Annotated in this window: 13 protein-coding genes and 2 pseudogenes; 5 read left to right on the plus strand and 10 right to left on the minus strand. The window is 71.7% G+C overall.

Annotation, left to right across the window (positions count from 1 at the left end):
* Positions 1-315 precede the first annotated feature (315 nt).
* Positions 316-665, minus strand: a pseudogene (locus tag ACZ562_RS00210) (short-chain fatty acyl-CoA regulator family protein); the annotation flags it as partial.
* On the opposite strand from ACZ562_RS00210, the pseudogene ACZ562_RS00215 reads away from it, so the two are divergent.
* The 5 genes and pseudogenes from ACZ562_RS00215 to meaB form a co-directional block, all read left to right on the plus strand.
* A pseudogene (locus ACZ562_RS00215) lies at positions 643-877 on the plus strand (malate synthase A); the annotation flags it as partial. The pseudogenes ACZ562_RS00210 and ACZ562_RS00215 sit on opposite strands and share 23 nt — an antisense overlap.
* Positions 878-918: 41 nt before the next feature.
* Complete coding sequence (locus ACZ562_RS00220; RefSeq protein WP_471173908.1) at positions 919-1,434, plus strand: hypothetical protein; 516 nt, start codon at positions 919-921, stop codon at positions 1,432-1,434.
* The gene (locus ACZ562_RS00225) at positions 1,418-3,226 is read left to right on the plus strand and encodes a methylmalonyl-CoA mutase family protein (protein WP_471172237.1); all 1,809 of its coding nucleotides are present in this window, start codon (positions 1,418-1,420) and stop codon (positions 3,224-3,226) included. Before ACZ562_RS00220 ends, ACZ562_RS00225 begins: the two co-directional genes overlap by 17 nt.
* Positions 3,226-5,400: a methylmalonyl-CoA mutase gene (scpA, locus tag ACZ562_RS00230; protein ID WP_471172240.1), complete on the plus strand. Its 2,175-nt coding sequence runs from the start codon at positions 3,226-3,228 to the stop codon at positions 5,398-5,400. The genes ACZ562_RS00225 and scpA overlap by 1 nt, the downstream gene beginning before the upstream one ends.
* Positions 5,401-5,405: 5 nt before the next feature.
* Positions 5,406-6,392 (plus strand): methylmalonyl Co-A mutase-associated GTPase MeaB, encoded by a 987-nt coding sequence (meaB, locus tag ACZ562_RS00235; protein WP_471172244.1) that lies wholly within the window; start codon positions 5,406-5,408, stop codon positions 6,390-6,392.
* A gap of 216 nt (positions 6,393-6,608) precedes the next feature.
* On the opposite strand, the gene ACZ562_RS00240 is transcribed toward meaB, so the two are convergent.
* From ACZ562_RS00240 to ACZ562_RS00280, 9 genes are all read right to left on the minus strand, one after another.
* Positions 6,609-7,226: a sigma-70 family RNA polymerase sigma factor gene (locus ACZ562_RS00240; RefSeq protein ID WP_471172247.1), complete on the minus strand. Its 618-nt coding sequence runs from the start codon at positions 7,224-7,226 to the stop codon at positions 6,609-6,611.
* 170 nt (positions 7,227-7,396) lie between these two features.
* Positions 7,397-8,077, minus strand: a complete 681-nt coding sequence (locus tag ACZ562_RS00245) for a hypothetical protein (RefSeq protein WP_471172249.1) — start codon at positions 8,075-8,077, stop codon at positions 7,397-7,399.
* A 312-nt stretch (positions 8,078-8,389) separates the two neighbouring features.
* Positions 8,390-9,190, minus strand: a complete 801-nt coding sequence (locus tag ACZ562_RS00250) for an alpha/beta fold hydrolase (RefSeq protein ID WP_471172251.1) — start codon at positions 9,188-9,190, stop codon at positions 8,390-8,392.
* Between the two features lie 99 nt (positions 9,191-9,289).
* Entirely contained in the window at positions 9,290-10,108 is an 819-nt protein-coding gene (gene dpgD / locus ACZ562_RS00255; RefSeq protein WP_471172253.1) for an enoyl-CoA-hydratase DpgD, read from the minus strand.
* Positions 10,105-11,412, minus strand: coding sequence for a (3,5-dihydroxyphenyl)acetyl-CoA 1,2-dioxygenase DpgC (gene dpgC, locus ACZ562_RS00260; RefSeq protein ID WP_471172256.1), 1,308 nt, complete (start codon positions 11,410-11,412; stop codon positions 10,105-10,107). The genes dpgD and dpgC overlap by 4 nt, the downstream gene beginning before the upstream one ends.
* Positions 11,409-12,080, minus strand: a complete 672-nt coding sequence (dpgB, locus tag ACZ562_RS00265; RefSeq protein ID WP_471172259.1) for an enoyl-CoA-hydratase DpgB — start codon at positions 12,078-12,080, stop codon at positions 11,409-11,411. Before dpgB ends, dpgC begins: the two co-directional genes overlap by 4 nt.
* Before the next feature lie 17 nt (positions 12,081-12,097).
* Positions 12,098-13,231: a 3,5-dihydroxyphenylacetyl-CoA synthase DpgA gene (dpgA, locus tag ACZ562_RS00270; protein ID WP_471172262.1), complete on the minus strand. Its 1,134-nt coding sequence runs from the start codon at positions 13,229-13,231 to the stop codon at positions 12,098-12,100.
* A gap of 152 nt (positions 13,232-13,383) precedes the next feature.
* On the minus strand, positions 13,384-14,619 hold the full coding sequence (locus ACZ562_RS00275) for an aminotransferase-like domain-containing protein (protein WP_471173910.1): 1,236 nt from the start codon (positions 14,617-14,619) through the stop codon (positions 13,384-13,386).
* A 318-nt stretch (positions 14,620-14,937) separates the two neighbouring features.
* Positions 14,938-17,856, minus strand: a complete 2,919-nt coding sequence (locus ACZ562_RS00280) for a helix-turn-helix transcriptional regulator (RefSeq protein WP_471172264.1) — start codon at positions 17,854-17,856, stop codon at positions 14,938-14,940.
* Positions 17,857-18,396: the final 540 nt, after the last annotated feature.

Here is an 18,396-nt window from a genome sequence, read left to right on the forward strand (position 1 = left end):
GAGGTTAGTACATTCAGATTTTGAACGCGGCCTCCTCGGTGGGTGCCGTGCACAGCCCAGGTTGACCGACACCACCCCGGGTCCGCGCACCCGGAGGAACTGTCCGCCACGTCTGGGGCCGCGCGGGCCGCGCCGTCGATCCCCTCCGAGGGTGACCTCCCGGAGGCCCGACCGGTCGTCGTCGGCGGCGGCGGCGGACGGGAGATGGCCGCCGTCTCTGCCGAGGACCTCGCCGCGCGGCTGCGGGCCGCGACAGGCCGCCGGAGCGGCGCAGGCGCGCCCCGAAGTCGGCGCCCCGCTGGTCCGAAAGCCGTGTCACCTCGGAAAATCGGCCACCGGATACGGCACGAACGCACTGCTGTTCTCGTCGATCAGCAGACGCCGGCCGAGGGGCGGGGCGGCACGCTGAGGGCACTCCAGGCGCTCGCAGACGCGGCAGCCCATGCCGATGGGGGTTGCGGCGGACGCGCTGGTGAGGTCGAGGCCGTCGGAGTAGACGAGCCGGTGGGCGTGGCGGATCTCGAGCCGAGGCCGACGGCGAAGGTCTTACCGGGTTCGCCCCAGCCGCCCCGGTGGCGGGTGATGGCCCGTGCAGTCCACAAGTACCGCTGCCCGTCGGGCATTTCGGCGATCTGGACGTGGATAGCCCGGGTCCAGATCTGGCAGTGGCTGCGCCACCGGGTGGTCGACCGGGAGACCGTGCTGCGGCTGCTCGACGACGAGCTCGCGGCCCTGGGCGCCGAGTACCCGTGGGCGGCAGTCGACGAGGTGCGGGCTGTCTTCGAACGCACCGCCATGGCAGGCGAATTGCCGCTCTTCTTCGCGCCGGACGGCCTACACCCGCCACCTCGTACGGCGGCCGGCGGTGACCTCGTGAACGCCCGTATCGAGCGGGTCGGCGTGGTGGGCGGCGGTCAGATGGGCGCCGGGATCGCCGAGGTGTGTGCCCGCGCCGGGCTGGACACCGTGGTCTGCGAGGTGGACGCCACCGCGGCCGGGCGGACCCGTGCACAGCTCCCTCGAACGCGCTGTGGAACGTGGTCGCAGCCGCCCGGGCGGTCCGGCGAGCTGCCCACCTCGGTCGACGCGCCGCACCGGCATCGTCGAGGAACTCGTGCGCCTGCGCCTGCTGTCGGCGCACGAGCGGCCGCCGTCGAGGACGTCGTCGGGTGCGGGAACGGGGCGGGGGCGGATCACGGATCTCGGTGGCGCCGACCGCGCGCGGCCGTGGCGACGCCGCCCGGCGCTCGGCGACGAGCACGTGCTGCCGCAGTACGGAATCCGTCCGACCGCCGTGGTACGGACTCCGTCCGAAGGGCGGAAAACGCGGGAGAGGCCGAGGTCACAGTGGCGGGGAGGGAAAGGTCACAGGCGCGCCCCCTGCTGCTCCTTTGTCGATCTGACCTAGCATCCGAGCATGACGGTCCTGCCTGACGACGGGCTCTCCCTGGCCGCCGAGTTCCCTGACGCGACACAAGAGCAGTGGCACCGCCTGGTGGAGGGCGTCCTGCGCAAGTCGGGCAAAGAGGTCTCGGGCGCGGCAGCGGAGGACGCCCTGTCCACCCCACTGGAGGACGGGCTGAGCACCCGCCCCCTCTACACCGCCCGCGACACCGCGCCCGAGCCCGGCCTTCCCGGTTTCGCACCGTTCGTACGCGGCGGCCGCGCCGAGGGGAACACCCTCGGAGGCTGGGACGTACGGCAGCAGCACCCGGCGGTGGACGGCGACGCGGCACTCGTGGACCTGGAGAACGGCGTCACCTCGCTCTGGCTGGTCGTGGGCGAGAAGGGCATCCCCGTCCCGTCGCTCGGCCGGGTTCTCGACGGCGTGTACCTGGACCTGGCGCCGGTCGTGCTCGACGCGGGGCGCGACGTCGAGGCCGCCGCGCGGGAGCTGCTGCGGCTGTACGAGGAGCGCGGCGTCGCCAAGGAGGCCGCGCGTGGCAACCTCGGTGCCGATCCCCTGGGCCACGAGGCGCGTACGGGCGAGGCCCTGGACTTCGCCGTCGTGGCAGGTCTCGCGCGACGGTGCGCCGACGAGTACCCCGGGCTGCGGGCGCTGACCGTGGACGCGCTGCCGTACCACGAGGCAGGCGGCTCGGCCGCTCAGGAGCTGGGCTGCTCGCTGGCGACCGGTGTCGCGTATCTGCGTGAGCTGGCCGAGGCCGGGCTCAGCGTGGAACAGGCGTGTGCACAGCTGGAGTTCCGGTACGCGGCCACCGCCGACCAGTTCCTGACCATCGCCAAGCTGCGCGCGGCACGCCGGTTGTGGGCGCGGGTCGCCGAGGTGTGCGGGGCACCGCGCGCGGGCGCGCAGACGCAGCACGCCGTGACCTCGCCGGTGATGATGACCCGGCGCGACCCGTGGGTGAACATGCTGCGCGCCACGATCGCCACGCTCGCGGCCGGAGTCGGTGGCGCCGACGCCGTCACCGTGCTGCCCTTCGACCACGCGCTCGGCCTGCCGGACGCGTTCGCGCGCCGGATCGCCCGCAACACCTCCACGATCCTGGTCGAGGAGTCGCACCTGTCCCGCGTGATCGACCCGGCGGGCGGCTCCTGGTACGTGGAACGGCTCACCAACGAACTCGCCCACGCCGGCTGGGAGTTCTTCCAGCGGATCGAGCGGACCGGGGGCCAGGCGGCCGCGCTGCGTTCCGGATGGCTCGGCCAGGACCTCGCGGACACCTGGCAGGCGCGCAGCGCGAAACTCGCCAAGCGCAGGGAGCCCGTCACCGGCGTCAGCGAGTTCCCCCACCTCGGCGAACGGCCCGTGGAGCGCGCGTCCGCGCCCGAACCGCCGTCCGGCGGGCTCCCTCGGGTGCGCCGCGACGAGGCGTACGAGGCGCTGCGCGCCCGCTCCGACGCCCACCTCGCCGCGACCGGATCCCGGCCCCGGATCTTCCTGGCCGCGCTCGGTCCCGCCGCCGCGCACACCGCGCGGGCGGCCTTCGCCTCGAACCTCTTCCAGTCGGGCGGCATCGAGCCGGTCACGGAAGGCTCCTTCGAGGAGAGCGGCGCCACGGAGGTCTGCCTGTGCTCCAGTGACACGTTGTACGAGGAGCGGGCCGCGGACACGGCACGGGCTCTCAAGGCGGCGGGCGCACGGCACGTGTTCCTCGCCGGCCGCCCGGGGCAGTACGCAGATGTGGACTCCTACGTCTTCGCGGGCTGCGACGCCGTCGCCGTGCTCTCCGCCACCCTCGACCGCATGGGAGTGTCCTGATGGGAATCCCCGACTTCTCCGGGATCGAACTGGGGACCCCGAACGCCGGGGGCGGCGCCGACGACTGGCGTACGGCCGTGAAGAGGGCCGCCGACGGGGCGGACCTGCTCTGGGAGACCCCGGAGGGCATCACGGTCAAGCCGCTCTACACGGGCCGTGACCTGGAGGGCCTGGACTTCCTGGACACGTATCCGGGTATCGCGCCGTATCTGCGCGGCCCGTACCCGACCATGTACGTCAACCAGCCCTGGACGATCCGTCAGTACGCGGGCTTCTCCACCGCCGAGGAGTCCAACGCCTTCTACCGCCGTAACCTGGCGGCCGGCCAGAAGGGCCTGTCGGTCGCCTTCGACCTGCCCACCCACCGCGGCTACGACAGCGACCATCCACGTGTGACCGGTGACGTCGGCATGGCGGGGGTGGCCATCGACTCGATCTACGACATGCGGCAGCTGTTCGACGGCATCCCGCTGGACCGCATGACCGTGTCGATGACGATGAACGGCGCCGTGCTGCCGGTACTCGCGCTGTACATCGTGGCTGCCGAGGAACAGGGCGTACCGCCGGAGAAGCTGGCCGGGACCATCCAGAACGACATCCTCAAGGAGTTCATGGTCCGCAACACCTACATCTATCCGCCGAAGCCGTCGATGCGGATCATCTCCGACATCTTCGCCTACACCTCGCAGCGGATGCCCCGCTACAACTCCATCTCCATCTCCGGCTACCACATCCAGGAGGCCGGCGCGACGGCCGACCTGGAGCTGGCGTACACGCTCGCGGACGGCGTGGAGTACATCCGGGCCGGGCGGGAAGCGGGCCTGGACGTGGACGCGTTCGCGCCGCGGCTCTCCTTCTTCTGGGCGATCGGCATGAACTTCTTCATGGAGATCGCCAAGCTGCGCGCCGCACGCCTGCTGTGGGCGAAGCTGGTCAAGCAGTTCGACCCCAAGAACACCAAGTCCCTTTCCCTGCGCACCCATTCGCAGACCTCCGGCTGGTCGCTCACGGCCCAGGACGTGTTCAACAACGTCACGCGCACGTGCGTCGAGGCGATGGCGGCGACGCAGGGGCACACGCAGTCGCTGCACACCAACGCCCTCGACGAGGCGCTCGCGCTGCCCACCGACTTCTCCGCGCGGATCGCCCGCAACACCCAGCTGCTGCTCCAGCAGGAGTCCGGCACGACCCGGGCCATCGACCCGTGGGGCGGCAGCGCGTACGTCGAGAGGCTGACGTACGACCTCGCCCGCCGCGCCTGGCAGCACATCCAGGAGGTCGAGCAGGCCGGCGGCATGGCGCAGGCCATCGACGCCGGCATCCCCAAGCTGCGGGTGGAGGAGGCGGCCGCCCGCACCCAGGCCCGGATCGACTCCGGCCGCCAGCCCGTCATCGGCGTGAACAAGTACCGGGTGGAGAGCGACGAGCAGATCGAGGTCCTCAAGGTCGACAACTCCTCGGTGCGGGCCCAGCAGATCGAGAAGCTGCGGCGGCTGCGCGAGGAGCGCGACGAGCGCGTCTGCCAGGACGCGCTCGACGCGCTGACCCGGGCGGCCGACGGCGGCGGCAACCTGCTGGAGCTGGCCGTGCACGCGGCCCGCGCCAAGGCCACCGTCGGTGAGATCTCCGACGCCCTGGAGAAGGTGTACGGACGCCATGCGAGCCAGATCCGTACGATCTCCGGCGTGTACCGCAACGAAGCAGGTGAGTCGGCGTCCGTGGAGCGCACCCGTACGCTCGTGACCGCCTTCGAGGAGGCCGAGGGCCGCCGGCCGCGCATCCTGGTCGCCAAGATGGGCCAGGACGGCCACGACCGCGGCCAGAAGGTCATCGCCACCGCCTTCGCCGACCTCGGCTTCGACGTCGACGTCGGCCCGCTGTTCCAGACCCCGGCGGAGGTGGCCCGCCAGGCCGTCGAGGCGGACGTGCACATCGTCGGGGTGTCCTCGCTGGCCGCAGGGCACCTCACCCTCGTACCGGCACTGCGCGAGCAGCTCGCCGAGGAGGGGCGCGAGGACATCATGATCGTGGTCGGCGGGGTGATCCCGCCGCAGGACGTGCCGACGCTGCTGGAGATGGGCGCGGCGGCCGTGTTCCCGCCCGGCACGGTGATCCCGGACGCGGCGCACGATCTGGTGCGACGGCTGTCGGCCGACCTCGGCCACGACCTGTAGAGCCCATGGCAGCGATCGATCTCGACACATATGTGAAGGGCGTCCTCGGCGGAAAGCGGGCGGTCGTCGCCCGCGCGATCACTCTCGTCGAGTCCACCCACCCCCGGCACCGGGGCTTGGCGCAGGAGTTGCTGACCGAGCTGCTCCCGCACAGCGGGAAGGCCCGGCGCATCGGGGTCAGCGGGGTGCCCGGGGTGGGCAAGTCGACGTTCATCGACGCCTTCGGCACCATGCTGACCTCGCTCGGGCACCGGGTCGCGGTACTCGCCGTCGACCCGTCGTCCAGCCGCACGGGCGGCTCGATCCTGGGCGACAAGACCCGCATGGAACGTCTCGCCGTGGACCCGGCCGCGTTCGTACGCCCCTCCCCCACCGCCGGCACGCTCGGCGGGGTTGCCAAGGCCACCCGTGAGTCGATCGTGGTGATGGAGGCGGCGGGCTACGACGTCGTGCTGGTGGAGACGGTCGGCGTCGGCCAGTCCGAGACGGCGGTCGCGAACATGGTCGACTCCTTCCTGCTGCTCACGCTGGCTCGCACCGGGGACCAGTTGCAGGGCATCAAGAAGGGCGTCCTGGAGCTGGCCGACGTCATCGCCGTCAACAAGGCGGACGGTCCGCACGAGCGCGACGCCCGCGCGGCGGCGCGCGAACTGGCGGGCGCGCTGCGGCTGATGCACGGCAAGGACGCGTACTGGGCTCCTCCCGTGCTCAGTTGCAGCGCCCGCGAGTCGGCCGGCCTGGACACCGTCTGGGAACGCCTCGACCAGCACCGTGCGCTCCTGGACTCCACCGGCCGCCTCGCCGCCAAGCGCCGCGACCAGCAGGTCGACTGGACCTGGACGATGGTCCGCGACGAACTCCTCGGCCGCCTGCACGCCGATCCGGCAGTACGGGCCCTCGCCCCGGGTCTCGAACAGCAGGTACGCGACGGTCAGTTGACGGCCACGCTGGCCGCCGAGCGGATTCTGAAGGCGTTCGGCGGCGCGGCGTAGCGCAGGCACCGGAGGATGGTGAGCGCGACGGGTCGTTGTCGGTTCAGGTGGTGGGTCCGGTGCTCGGCGATCAGGTCTCCCCAGGCGCGCATGCGCCGGATGACGCCGTACGCGCGCTGTCGGCATACGCGACCCCGTCGGATGAGGTACTGCCGAGGGCGCCGGGGCCGGTGACTTCCTGTCGGCACCGGCCCCGGCACCCTCGTCCGGGTGGGCTCAGGCCGCCGCCAGGGCGGCAGGCTCCTCCGCCTCGTCCAGCAGGTTCATCAGGGCCGCCCTGGCGCGGGCCACGCGGGAGCGAACCGTGCCGACCGGGCAGTCGCACACCTCGGCCGCCTCCGCATAGGGCAGGCCGGCCAGTTGGGTGAGGACGAACGCCTCCCGGCGCTCGTCCGGCAGAGTGCCCAGCAGGTCCAACAGGGCGATGCCGTCGTCGAATCCGGGCAGATTCCGCGGCTGGGCCAGTTCGACGGCCAGCTGCCAGTCCGGTACGTCGGACAGGCGAGGCCGGGCGGCGTTGTACCGGTAGCTGTCGATGACGGCCCGGCGGGCGATGGACAGCAGCCACGCACGCGCCGAGGAACGGCCCTCGAAGCGGTTGATGCTGCCGAGTGCGCGCAGGAACGTGTCCTGCGCCAGGTCGTCCGCGGCCTGGGGGTCGCCGCACAGGTGGGCGACGTACCGCCGGACGTCGCGGTGCAGGGCGCGCACGAACTGCTCGACGGCGTGCGCGTCACCGCCTCGGGCGGCCAGCGCCCACGCGGTTATCGACTCGTCGGCCTGTGCGGTGGGGGCGGTGTTGCTGCCTGAGGCGGGCACGGCAGAGGTGGTCACCTGGTGTCCTTCTCGGAATCCGTGATCCGGACCGGGGGGCGCGAGGGCGCGGGCGGTCCGGTTCCGGTGAGTGGGAAACAGCCGTACGGCGCGGAGGCGCGCAGGCACTCGCGCGGGCGTACGGCCGAGGCCCGAGGCGCACACGGGCAGCCTCGGGAAACCAGCTGCCGTCAGAGGGCAGCCGGCCCCACGGGAGGTCCTCGAGAGGTGATCGCGTGGACGATCAGAAGGCTCGGCGCCCGGTCCGAGCGAGGACGCCCAGGACGGAGGCGGGGGTGGTCCGGTGCGGCCGGCAGAGCGAGCAGCAGCCGCAGCGGTGCCGCCAGCCACCCGGCCACGGCCCGCAGGATGCGGAAGGCGGCCTTCTCCCCGTGCGCGAGCCACAGGCCGGTGAGAAGTGCTGCGAGCAGGTGGGCGGCGAGCATGCCGACGGACGACGATCCGGCGCCGTCCGTGGAATGCCCCATGTGATCCATGTGGCTCACGGTCATGCGTCCCATGTCCATGGAGTCCATGTGCGTCGACCCCATGCCCATGATCACACTCATGTGCGCGGATCCCGTGTCGCTCATCTCCGTGGAGGTACTGCCCCAAGACGCCGACCGGGCAAGGGAGAACGCCGAGTGCAGCACCGTCTGCGCGGCGACCACGACGGCCACGATCAGCGGCAGCCCGCGCTCACGGCCCGCCAGACCCCAGCCCACCGCACCGGCCACGGCCACACCGGCGGCCAGCGCCCACGCGGGCACGGAGGAGCCGGACATCATGACGTGCCCCAGGGCGGCGAGCAGCACGCATGCGGCCGCGAACACCGCGGCCCGCACCGTGCGAGAACACCACCCTGCTGTCATGGCGCCTCATCCTCGCATCCGAGCGTCGGTCGTCATGCATGAGTACGGAAAGTGCACTTGAGGTGCACTGAACCAGGCGAGTGTGATCCAGGCCATGCCGGGAGCCGGAACCGCCCTGGCTTCTTCGCTCGGGCGGGACCACCACGGCGAGGGTCCTGATCGGCCCACCGCGCGCGCTCGAATCGCAGCGTGAAGAACGACACGAGCATCGGGGTCGGCAGGCGGGCCATGGCCGGCGGTACCCGTCACCACGTCGTAGCCGGACGCCCAGCCGAGTTCGGCGCGGATCCTCACGACATACCGAAGCCCCGCTCACTCGGCCAGGAAGTCGGTCATCACCTCGTTCACGGCGTCCGGGCGCTCCAGATAGCCGTAGTGCCCGCAGTCCGCTATCTCGGTGTAGCGGGCTCGGGGGACGGCCTCGGCGAGTTCCCGTGACAGGTGCGGGCGCACGACCAGGTCGTCCCGGAAGCCGATGACGAGGCAGGGGCGGTCGATCTCCCGGTAGTACGCGAGACGGTTCGGGATGACCTCGAGACCGAGCTGCCGCCGGACCGCCGAGGGGTCGGGCGCGGTCATCTCCAGGACGGCCAGCCAGTCCCGCAGTGTCTCGTCGTCGTTGAGGGTGCGCGGTGCGAGGTTCTGCAGCGCCAGCTGGTACGCCGACACGGCGGGCGGGAGTTTGAGACCGCTGTCGGCCAGTTCGAGGTCGGCGGCCGCCATGGCCCTGATCAGTTCGTCCGCTCGTCCGCAGCTCGACATCAGGACGGCCCGGCTGACGAGTTCGGGCCGGGCGAGCACGAGTTCCTGCGCGATGATCCCGCCCAGCGAGTGGCCCACCAAGCGGCAGGGCCCCTCCCCGAGGTGCTCGATCAGGCCCGCGACATCCGCGACCATGTCGTCGAGTGTGAAGCCTCCGTCCCCCGAGGCGGTCGTTCCGCTGCCCCGGTTGTCGACGGTGATCACCCGGTAGCCGGCCCTGCGCAGCGCCGGCACCTGGTGGGTGCGCCAGACACGGCCCGGCGCGCCGGTTCCGGCCACCATCACCACCGGCTCGCCGGACCCGTGGTCGTCGAACCAGAGATCGACTCCGTTGACGTGCGCCACCGGCATCGGTGTACTCCTCCCCTGCGGGTAACTCGGAAGACTCCGGGCCCGCCGACGGCGTCGGCGGCCGTCGGCGGGGCCGGTGTCAGACGCGGCCTCCGGTCTTCAGTGGCCGGTCCAGATCGGGTCACGCCGTTCCGCGAACGCCCGGGGGCCCTCCGCGGCGTCCGCGCTGTGCATGCGCCGCTCCTCCCAGACGTAGCGGGTCGCGAACGCCTCCTCCAGCGGCCGGTCGAGCGAGCGCATGACGGACTCCTTGATGGCCCGCACCGACAGGGGCGCACTGCGGACGATGTCATCGGTCCAGGCGGCGACCCTGTCGTTCAGCTCCTGCGGCTCGGTGACCTCGTTGACCAGCCCGAGGCGCAGAGCGGTCGCCGCGTCCATCCGGCGTCCGGTGAGGAGATACCCCATGGCCGTCTTGAGGGGCAGCTGCCGGGCCAGCCGGAACGCGCCGCCCGCGCCGGGCACCAGCCCGAGCTGTACCTCCGGCAGCGCGAACACCGCGTCCCGCGAGGCGATGACCAGATCGCAGGCGAGGACCAGTTCGAAGCCGCCGCCGAGCGCGTAGCCGTGCACGCGCGCCAGCACCGGTTTGGACAGGGAGAACCGCTCGGTGAGCCGCGGCCAGCCGGGCAGGCCGCGGCTGCCGAACGTCGTGGGTCCGGCCCCCTCGGCGGTGAGCCGGGCCCGTTCCCCGAGGTCCTGTCCCACTGAGAAGGCCCGGTCGCCCGCCCCGGTCAGGACCGCGACGCGGACGCCGTCGTCCGCCTCCACGTCGTCCCAGACAGCGGCGAGTTCCCGGTGCATGCGCAGGTCCATGGCGTTGAGCACGTCGGGCCGGTCGAGGGTGACGCGGGCGACGCCGTCCTTCTTCTCGTACCGCACCCGGAGGCGGTCGGCGTCACCGCGGCCGGCCGTCATGAGGAGCCCGCCGCGAACCTGCCCACCTTGTCGATCACGTCGGCCCCGTACAGCCGCAGCGCCTGCTGGAGCGCGAACTCGGCCATGTACGCGCGGAACGCGTCCACCGGCTCCTCGGCGAGGTTGAGCATGTGCCGGTTGGCGAGCACTGCCTCGCCGTCGAGCCGCGCCAGGCTGCGCTCCACGGCGGCGTCCATCTCCGCCGGCTCCACGACCTCGTCGACCAGCATCCGGGCCGCCGGTTCCGACGCCCAGATCCGGCGGCCCTCCAGGATCACCTGGCGCGACAGCCGCGGCCCTGCGTACCGGCTGAAGCGGAAGTTGGCGACCCCGGGGATGATGCCCTCCTTCGCTGCCGGGAGGCTGAGGTAGGCGTCGGACGCGGCGAGGACGTGGTCGAAGACCAGCAGCAGTTGGGCCCCGCCGCCGATCGCGAAGCCGTCGACGGCGGCGACCCACGGCTTCTCGGCGTACGGCGTGTGCCAGGCGGCGGGGTCCTCGACGCGAATCCCGCGGAACAGCTTGTGGAGGTAGCCGAGTTCGCGGCGCAGCAGGAAGTCGACCAGGGAGATGTCGCCGGAGCTGAGGTTCTTCAGGTTGATGCCCGCGCTGAAGACCCGCTTGCCCCGGTGGCGGGGGTGGCTCATCTCGCCGCCGCGCACCAGGCCCATCCGGACACCCGGATCGAGCAGAGCCAGGTCGACGGCCGTCTCCATGTCGTCGACCTGCTGGTCGTCCTCGGCGTTGAGGCAGTCGTCCCGGCACAGCGTCAGCCGGGCGACCCCGTCGCGGCGCTCAAGCCGTACGGCCTCCATCTCCACGACGCCCGTCCGCCGGAACCGCGGCAGCAGCGCGAGCGCCCGGTCCGTGGGGCGGAGCATGGACGCGAGGAGGTGGGGGCCGGCGACGGGCGAGCGCAGGACGGCACGCAGGAGGATGCCCTGGTCGATCTCGTGGCCTTCCTTGTCGGCCTGCGGCCGGCTCCGCTCCCGCTCCAGCACGTCCGGCGTCGGCACCAGACCGGGGTAGGCGGTCGCGGCAGCCGTGACCAGTTCACCGATGCGCAGTTCGCGGGTGCGTCCCTCGGTGAGCCGGTCGTAGACGGTTTCGGCGTGCGTCTCCAGGAACCGGGCCCGCTCGCCGCGGGCCCGGTTCTTCACGGCATCGGCGTCGGCCCGCTGCGCCGCGGTGCGCTCCGCCGGGGTGGGCAGCGAGGCCAGCGACTTCTCCGCCTGTTCCACCGCCTCGGTCAGGGACTGCCATCCGTCGAGCGCGGGCGCCGGGCGGGGCGGGGTCGTCGTCATGCGGCCTCCCCGGAGGCGCTGCGCCGAAGGGCGCGGTCGCAGGCCGCCAGATGGGGTCCGAGGGCGTCCTCGAAGCTGGCGTGCTGGGCGTCGAACAGCAGCTGGCGCCGGATGGCGAGTTCCTTGCCGGACACCTCTTCGATCAGCTGCTCCGTTGCGGCCGCCGCCGCGTCCGGGCCCTCTGCCAGTTCGTCGGCGATACCCAGCGCCAGCGCCTCGGACGCGGAGAGAGGATGCCCGAAGAGCACACTGCGGCGCACCCGGGCGGCGCCGGCGAGCCGGACGAGCCGGAACGTGGCCATACCGGGCCAGGTGGACTCCCCGTCGAAGGGCACGAGCAGCCGGGTCTCCGGCGTCGCGATGCGGATGTCGGCGACGAGGAACGCGTCGAGGGCCGTTCCGCCGCAGTCGCCGGTGGCGAGGGCGACGGTCCCGGCGGGCAGCCGCTCCAGCCGCCGCAGTACCCGCTCCCACTTGGTGACCAGGGCGACGTCCAGTGCGTCGGCCCAGCCCGGTTTGGGCGCGCCGGTGACCCGCAGGGAGACGATCCCGCCGGCGCCCCGGTCCTCGGCCCGGTCGCACAGGACGGTCAGGTCCTTGACGGTGCCGGCGGTGAGGGGCCGGGTCCCGTCGATGACCAGCGTCAGCACGTCACTTGTGTCTCTCATGGCGTTCTCCCCCGTCGTCACCACTGGACCAGCGCCGTCTCGAGCGTGGACCCCGGTCCCATCGTCATCAGCACCCCGAAGTCGCCGGGCCTGGTCACCTGCTCGTCGAGAAGCCGTTCGTAGGAGAACAGGAACGAGCCGCTCGACACGTTGCCGTAGTCCCTGAGAACCCCGGTCGTGTGCCGTAGGTCGTGACGGGTCAGTCCCAGGTTGACGGTGACCGCGTCGATGACCTTCTTGCCGCCGGAGTGCACCAGCCAGTGGCCGATGTCGCTGCGGCGCAGGCCGGTGTCCTGCAGCAGTCGGTCGACGACGATCTCGGCGTGGGCGCCGACGACGTACGGGATCTGCGGGTCGAGGTAGAAGCTGAACCGGTCCAGCTCGCGGTCCCAGTCGTAGCGCATCGCGTCGATCGCGTCGGGGATGATGCAGCTGGAGAACTTGAGGACGGTCGGTCCCTCGGCGGCCCCCGACACGTCGTCACCGGGCCCGGACAGAAGCGCGATTGCGCCGGCTCCGTCACCGAAGAGGCTGTTGACGACCGCCGTGCGCATCGAGGAGTCCATCGCGTACGCGGCGGAGCAGGCCTCCGTGCAGAGCACCACGGCGAGTTCGCCGGGGTGGGCGGCGGACCAGCCGGCCACGACGTTCAGCGCGTTGAGCCCCGCGTTGCAGCCCATGCCGACGATGTCGCTGCGGCTGCAGTGCCGGTCGATGCCCAGTTCGCGGATCATCAGGGCGCTCAGGCCGGGGGTCAGGAAGCCGGTGGAGGACACACAGCACAGGTGCCGCAGGTCGGCGAGTTCGGCACCGGCCCGCTTCAGGCAGGCGCGCAGCGCCTCGGCGCCCATACCGACGGCCATGGCCTTGTGCTTGTCCAGCAGGTCGCCCTGCTGCTCCGGGTGGCGGACGCCGTCGGCGTCCGGTTCGGGCAGGGTCAGGTGGCGCCGGTCGATGGCGCTGTTGCGGAAGACCGAGCCGATCCTGGGATCGGTGATGCCGAAGGCATCGAGCACTTCCTGCTGGGAGTAGACGGCGGGCGAGGCGGCGGTGCCGACGCCCACGATCCGCGGCCGGAACGGAGTCCTCAGGGATCCGTCCCCGGTCAGGACCGGACGGTGGTCGAGGTAGTGGTCGAGGCTGCTGGTCATCGGAAGGTCCACCCCCACATGCGCGGCTTGCTGCGCGGTTTCCGTGCACTGATGCCGGTCACTTGCCTTCGCCTTTCCGTGGCAGAGTCGGTGATCTGAATTGCCGGAGAGCAGAGCCGGCCCGGGAATTCGGCGGTCGACGCGGTGGTCCGCTACTCGGTACTCCGCGCCTCGATGAATCGGGCGAGCCGGGCGATGCCCTCTTCGATGTCCGCGTCCGTCAGATAACTGGTGGACAGGCGGAGGGCGTTCCGGCCGCCGCCCTGCGGATAGAAGTAATTCATCGGCGTCCAGATGACGCCGAAGTCCTGGGCGGACCGGGTCAGGGCCTCGTTGTCCGCCGTGAAGGGGACGTGCACGGTGAGGAAGAAGCCTCCCGCCGGTTCGTTCCACCGCACGCCGAGTGCCGCGCGCCGGTCGGCCGGGAGACGGGCGTCCAGCTGCCGCAGTGTGGACCGCATGGCGCGCCCGTAGTAGGCGGCCGGTTCGGCGTTCAGCTCGGAGACCCGGCCGGCCGCGGACAGCAGGGCCCCCGCCACGGCGGCCTGGCTCAGCGACGAGGTGTTGACCGTCACCATGCTCTTGATCTTGGCGAGTTCGCCGGCGAGGAGACCGGTGCGGCCCGTTTCGTCGGCCACCCTCTGGTCGGCGACCACGAACCCGACCCGTGCGCCTGGAAAGACCGTCTTGGCGAACGAGCCGAGGTGGACGACCGTACGGGAGCGATCCAGGGACTTCAGGGTCGGCAGCGTGACGCCGGGGCTCACCCTGCGGTACGGGCTGTCCTCGATGACCAGGACGCCGTGGCGCTCGGCCAGCTCCAGCAGCGCGGCACGGCTCGCCGCGTCCATCGTGGTCCCGGAGGGGTTGGAGTGGTCGGGGACCACGTACACGGCACGGGGACGGCGTCCCCCCGCCCGCTCCCGCAGCATCACCGCCTCCACGTCGGCGCAGGAGAGCCCGTCCTCGCGCTCCTCCACGGCGGCCACCGACACGTCCAGCAGCCGGGCCGCGCCGGTGATGCCCACATAGCAGGGGCTGGCCACGAGGAGGACGTCGTCCGGGCCGCGGAAGAGGGCCCGCAGCACCAGCAGCATGGCCTCCTGCGCGCCGACCGTGACGACGATCGACTCGGCCGGCACGTCGATGTCCTCGTCCGCGCGCAGCGAGTCGGCAACGATGTCGCGGATCTGTCCGGCGGTGGGGCCGTACTGGTACATGGCGGTGCGCACGTCGTCGTCGGACCAGCCCTGGGCGGTCAGGTGGTCCAGGTACCGGCGGAGGTAGGTGAAGATCCGTTCGGTGTCGAAGAACCCGTCGTACGGCCGTCCGGGGGCGAAGGAGATCGCGTCCGGGTAGCGATGCGTGACCTCGTTCAGGAAGTTCATCGTGTCGAGGACGGGGTCGGCGAGGCTGCGGTGCAGGTCGTTCCTGCGGAGGTCTGCCCCGGCCTCCGTCGTCCCCTCCGCTGTCAGGAATTCCGCGAGAACGGGTTCCAGCGCTTCTTCTGCCGGCCGCGCACAGTCGTCCAGGCTCCGTCCGGCCATGGATATCCCCTCGGCGGATTGGATTTTCAGTGGTTGATTTCGGCGGCCAGGATCACACGTTCTCAACCCGCGTCACAACGCTGTCCAACACGCCAAAATGCTCACTTGGACGGGGAGTTGACGAGCAGTTCCCCTATCGCACGGCAATGCCGTACGTTTTCATTCCCCATTGGGCGAACACGGGAGATCGGCGAACCTTCTGAGGTCCGCCGGAAGGTCCGTCCGTCTGCGCACCTTCAACTTCCGGTAGATTTTGGTCAGATGCTGTTCCACCGTGCTCACCGTGATGAAGAGCTTGCGGGCGATCTCCCGGTTGGTGCATCCGGACGCGGCGAGCGCACCCACCCGGCGTTCGGCTCCCGTGAGTTCGGTCAGCGCGTCCGGTGCTCCGTTCACTGAAAGGCGGTGCGCCGACGGATCGCCGAACGGCTCGGCGTCCGCGGAACGGTGGTGCTGCGGCAGTTCCGGCTCCGGGCGGGCCGGCGGCGCTGTCCGCGGCCACACCCGCTCCCGCTCGACGGTGCGCCGGTCCAACGCCCGCACGGCCTCCGCGTCGGCCGGTGCCTGCCTGAACTCGGCGCCGTCGCCGCCCGCTTCGAGCAGCCGTAACGCCTCCTGGAGCAGGGGAAGCCGCTCGTCGGGCGCGCTGGTGGCCAGCAGCGCGCCCAGGGTGCCGGTCCCGGACCGCGGCTCGTCGCCGGTGGGGACCGGTCGCTGCCGGAACACGGCTCGCGCCTGGTCGCGCCGGCCCGTCGCCATCAGGGCGGCCGCCGCACCGCCCTGCCAGTCCGCGAGCTCCGGTACGTCGAGCCGCCACCGCGCCATCAGCTCCCCGCAGGTCTCGAAGTGCCGCAGCGCGGCGCCGGGCCGGCCCGCGGTGAGGTGGTAGCGGCCGAGTGCCTGGAGGTAGGGCAGGGCGAAGGGTGTCTCGAACATGACTGCGGGCACAGGGACGTTGAGGTACGCCATGGCGGCGTCGAGGTCGCGGCACGCCGTCGCCGCCCGCACCGCCAGGGACAGGGGGACGCCGATCACCACGCCCCACGCCTCGGAGCCGACGAGAGTCAGCGCCGACCTGGCTGCCGCGGACGCCGTGGTGATGTCGCCGGCGCGCAGCGCCTCGGCCGCGCCGAGGGCCTCGAGCAGTGCCCGTCGCATGGGCACGCGCCGGTTTCCCGGTTCCTCCAGCAGCCGCTTCGGCCAGGACACGGAGTCGTCCGGCCGGCTGCCCTCGGCCCGCAGGAACAGGCCGCCGGGCGGGGTCGCGAAGCGGGCGCCCCGACCGGGGCCGCGCGAACCCGGTGTGCAGTGCTCCGCCGTGGTCAGGCCGGCCGTCAGGTCGACCAGCGCCCCGGCCGGCAGCAGCGCGGGGACCGCGGACACGGGGCCCGCCCCGGGTGGCTCGGCCCGCGGGTCGTGCCGCAGGCCGGGCCGGCAGAAGGAGAGCCGGAGCCGGACCAGGCGGACGCCGGCGCGGACTGCGGACGAGGCCGGCCCGGCGCCGTCCCAGAGGTCGGCGCCCTCGGCGGCGGTCCGGCCCTCGATGATCCGGAGCAGGGCGTCGGCCTGCGCGAAGTCCCCCCGCCAGACGAGCTGTTCGACCACGACCAGGGCCTCGGACCCGGCCAGCAGACCGTCGCGCACCATGCGTTCGAGCTGCGGGAGGTACCGGGAGGCCTTCGCGGGGTCGATCAGCCACAGCGTCTCGGCGAGCGCGGCGGTCACCTCGGCTTCCTGGACCGGGTCTGCGCAGATGCCGGAGGCGTGCCGCAGGTACTCCACGCCCGCGCCGACGTCCCCGGTGTCCCGGGCGTCCCTGGCGGCGCGGCGGAGGATGTCGGTCTGCCAGGCGGCGGCGACCGGTTCATGGGTGGCGAGCAGTTGCTCGGCCACGGCGATCGCGGGGGCTCCGCTCTCGTGGAGCAGTTCCGCCGCCGCGGACCGCATCCCGAAGAGGTCCTTGGTGGGGATGTCCGCAAGGACGGCCGACCTGGTGCGCTCATGTCGGAAGCGCACGCCGGAGAGCAGGCCGGCGGCATGCAGTTCGGCGATGCTGCGGCGCACCGAGGTGATGTCCTCGCTGAGGAAGTCGGCCATCAGCGCCGGGGTCGCCGACTCGCCGAGTACGGCGAGGGCGCGGGCGGCGGCGAGCAGCGCCGGCTCACCGCGGTGCAGGCAGCGCAGCACGGCGTACCGGAAGGACTCCCCCGGCAGCGGGACACGCACGCGCACACCGACGGCTCCCGGACCGGCCGGCCCGCGCACGCCGGCCGCGTCCCCACCCACGAGAGGCCGCTGCTGCCCGGCTGCCGACGGCAGGCCGTGCGGGCCGGGTTCCGCCGACAACCCGCCCTCCGCCACGTCGTCGATGAGGGCGTGCAGCAGCAGGGGGTTCCCCCCGGTCGTCTCCGCCCACGGCTCGGCGGCGTCCCGTGCCCCGGGGCCGATGACCCCGCGGGCGGCCAACTGGCCGGCGACACCGTCGAGACTGAGCGTTCCCAGCCGGATGCGGTGGCTGGAGGGCAGGTGCAGGGTCTCGGCGTGGAACGTCACAAGGCTCTGCTCGTGGCAGGAGCTCTCGGTCAGGACGACCATGATCGGAGCCGAATCGATGCGGCGTATGAGGTAGCTGAGACAGTCCAGCGAGGCCTCGTCGGCGAAGTGCACGTCGTCCACACCGATGACGAGCGGCCCCTCGCCCGCGAAACCGGTGACGGTGCGGGAAATCCGCTGCAGCAGGGCGAGCGGCACCCTCCCGGCCTCGATCGCGGCGAGGCCGGAGGCAGGTCCCGCGGCGTCCTCCTCGACGAACGGGTACTCGACCAGGCCCGCCGCACGCATGGCACTCATCAGCCGGTCGATGAGCCCCAGCCAGTCGAATCGCTCACTCGCGGAAGCCGTCACCGAGAGGAAACGGCCTCCCCGTGCCCTGACCCGTTCGGCGAAGTTCTGGATCAGAGCCGTTTTTCCGCAGCCGACCGGTCCGTTCACCAGGGCGACGGCGCCCTTGCCGTTCACAGATCTCGAGTAGACCTGCTCAAGCAGTCGAAGTTCTCCATCCCTTTCACTGAGATTCACGTCTCGGAACTTCAAAGGACCCCCCGTGATCCATGTCCGTGTACACAGCGGCGTTTCACTCGGTGCCGCCGACTCGCAATACCCTCGCAATAAATCAAGAAGAACAATGAAACCGCTTCCGATCTGCGCCGATACCGACGTGGGGGGATGAGTTACGGCCCTGCTGGATGCAGGGGAAGCGGTACGCCCAGGATACCGGCTCGATCCTGTCGCCCGTGGTCTGGATTTCGGACATACGTGCCGGACGGTATCGATCGTTTTGAGACAGTCCTTATTTCCCCGCCGTGAAATTTCATGAGAAGGTCACGGGCGAGCAGGTGTCCGCATCCCGAAACGCATAGGCGGGGCCGCAGGCCGGGGCGACCGCCCGGTGAGTTCGGCCAGTGGCTGAGCAAAGGACTGACGCAGGGCTCCTGGTGACGAAACAGCACAAACAAGTACGCAGCGGCCCGGCGGAAACCGCCCGGGGCGCCCCCTCCGTGTCGCACGTGACGGGCCTCCGGCTGCCCCCGGCGTCTGTCCGTACCGCCACTTCAGGAC

It is taken from the genome of Streptomyces sp. NPDC040410 (assembly GCF_055595715.1).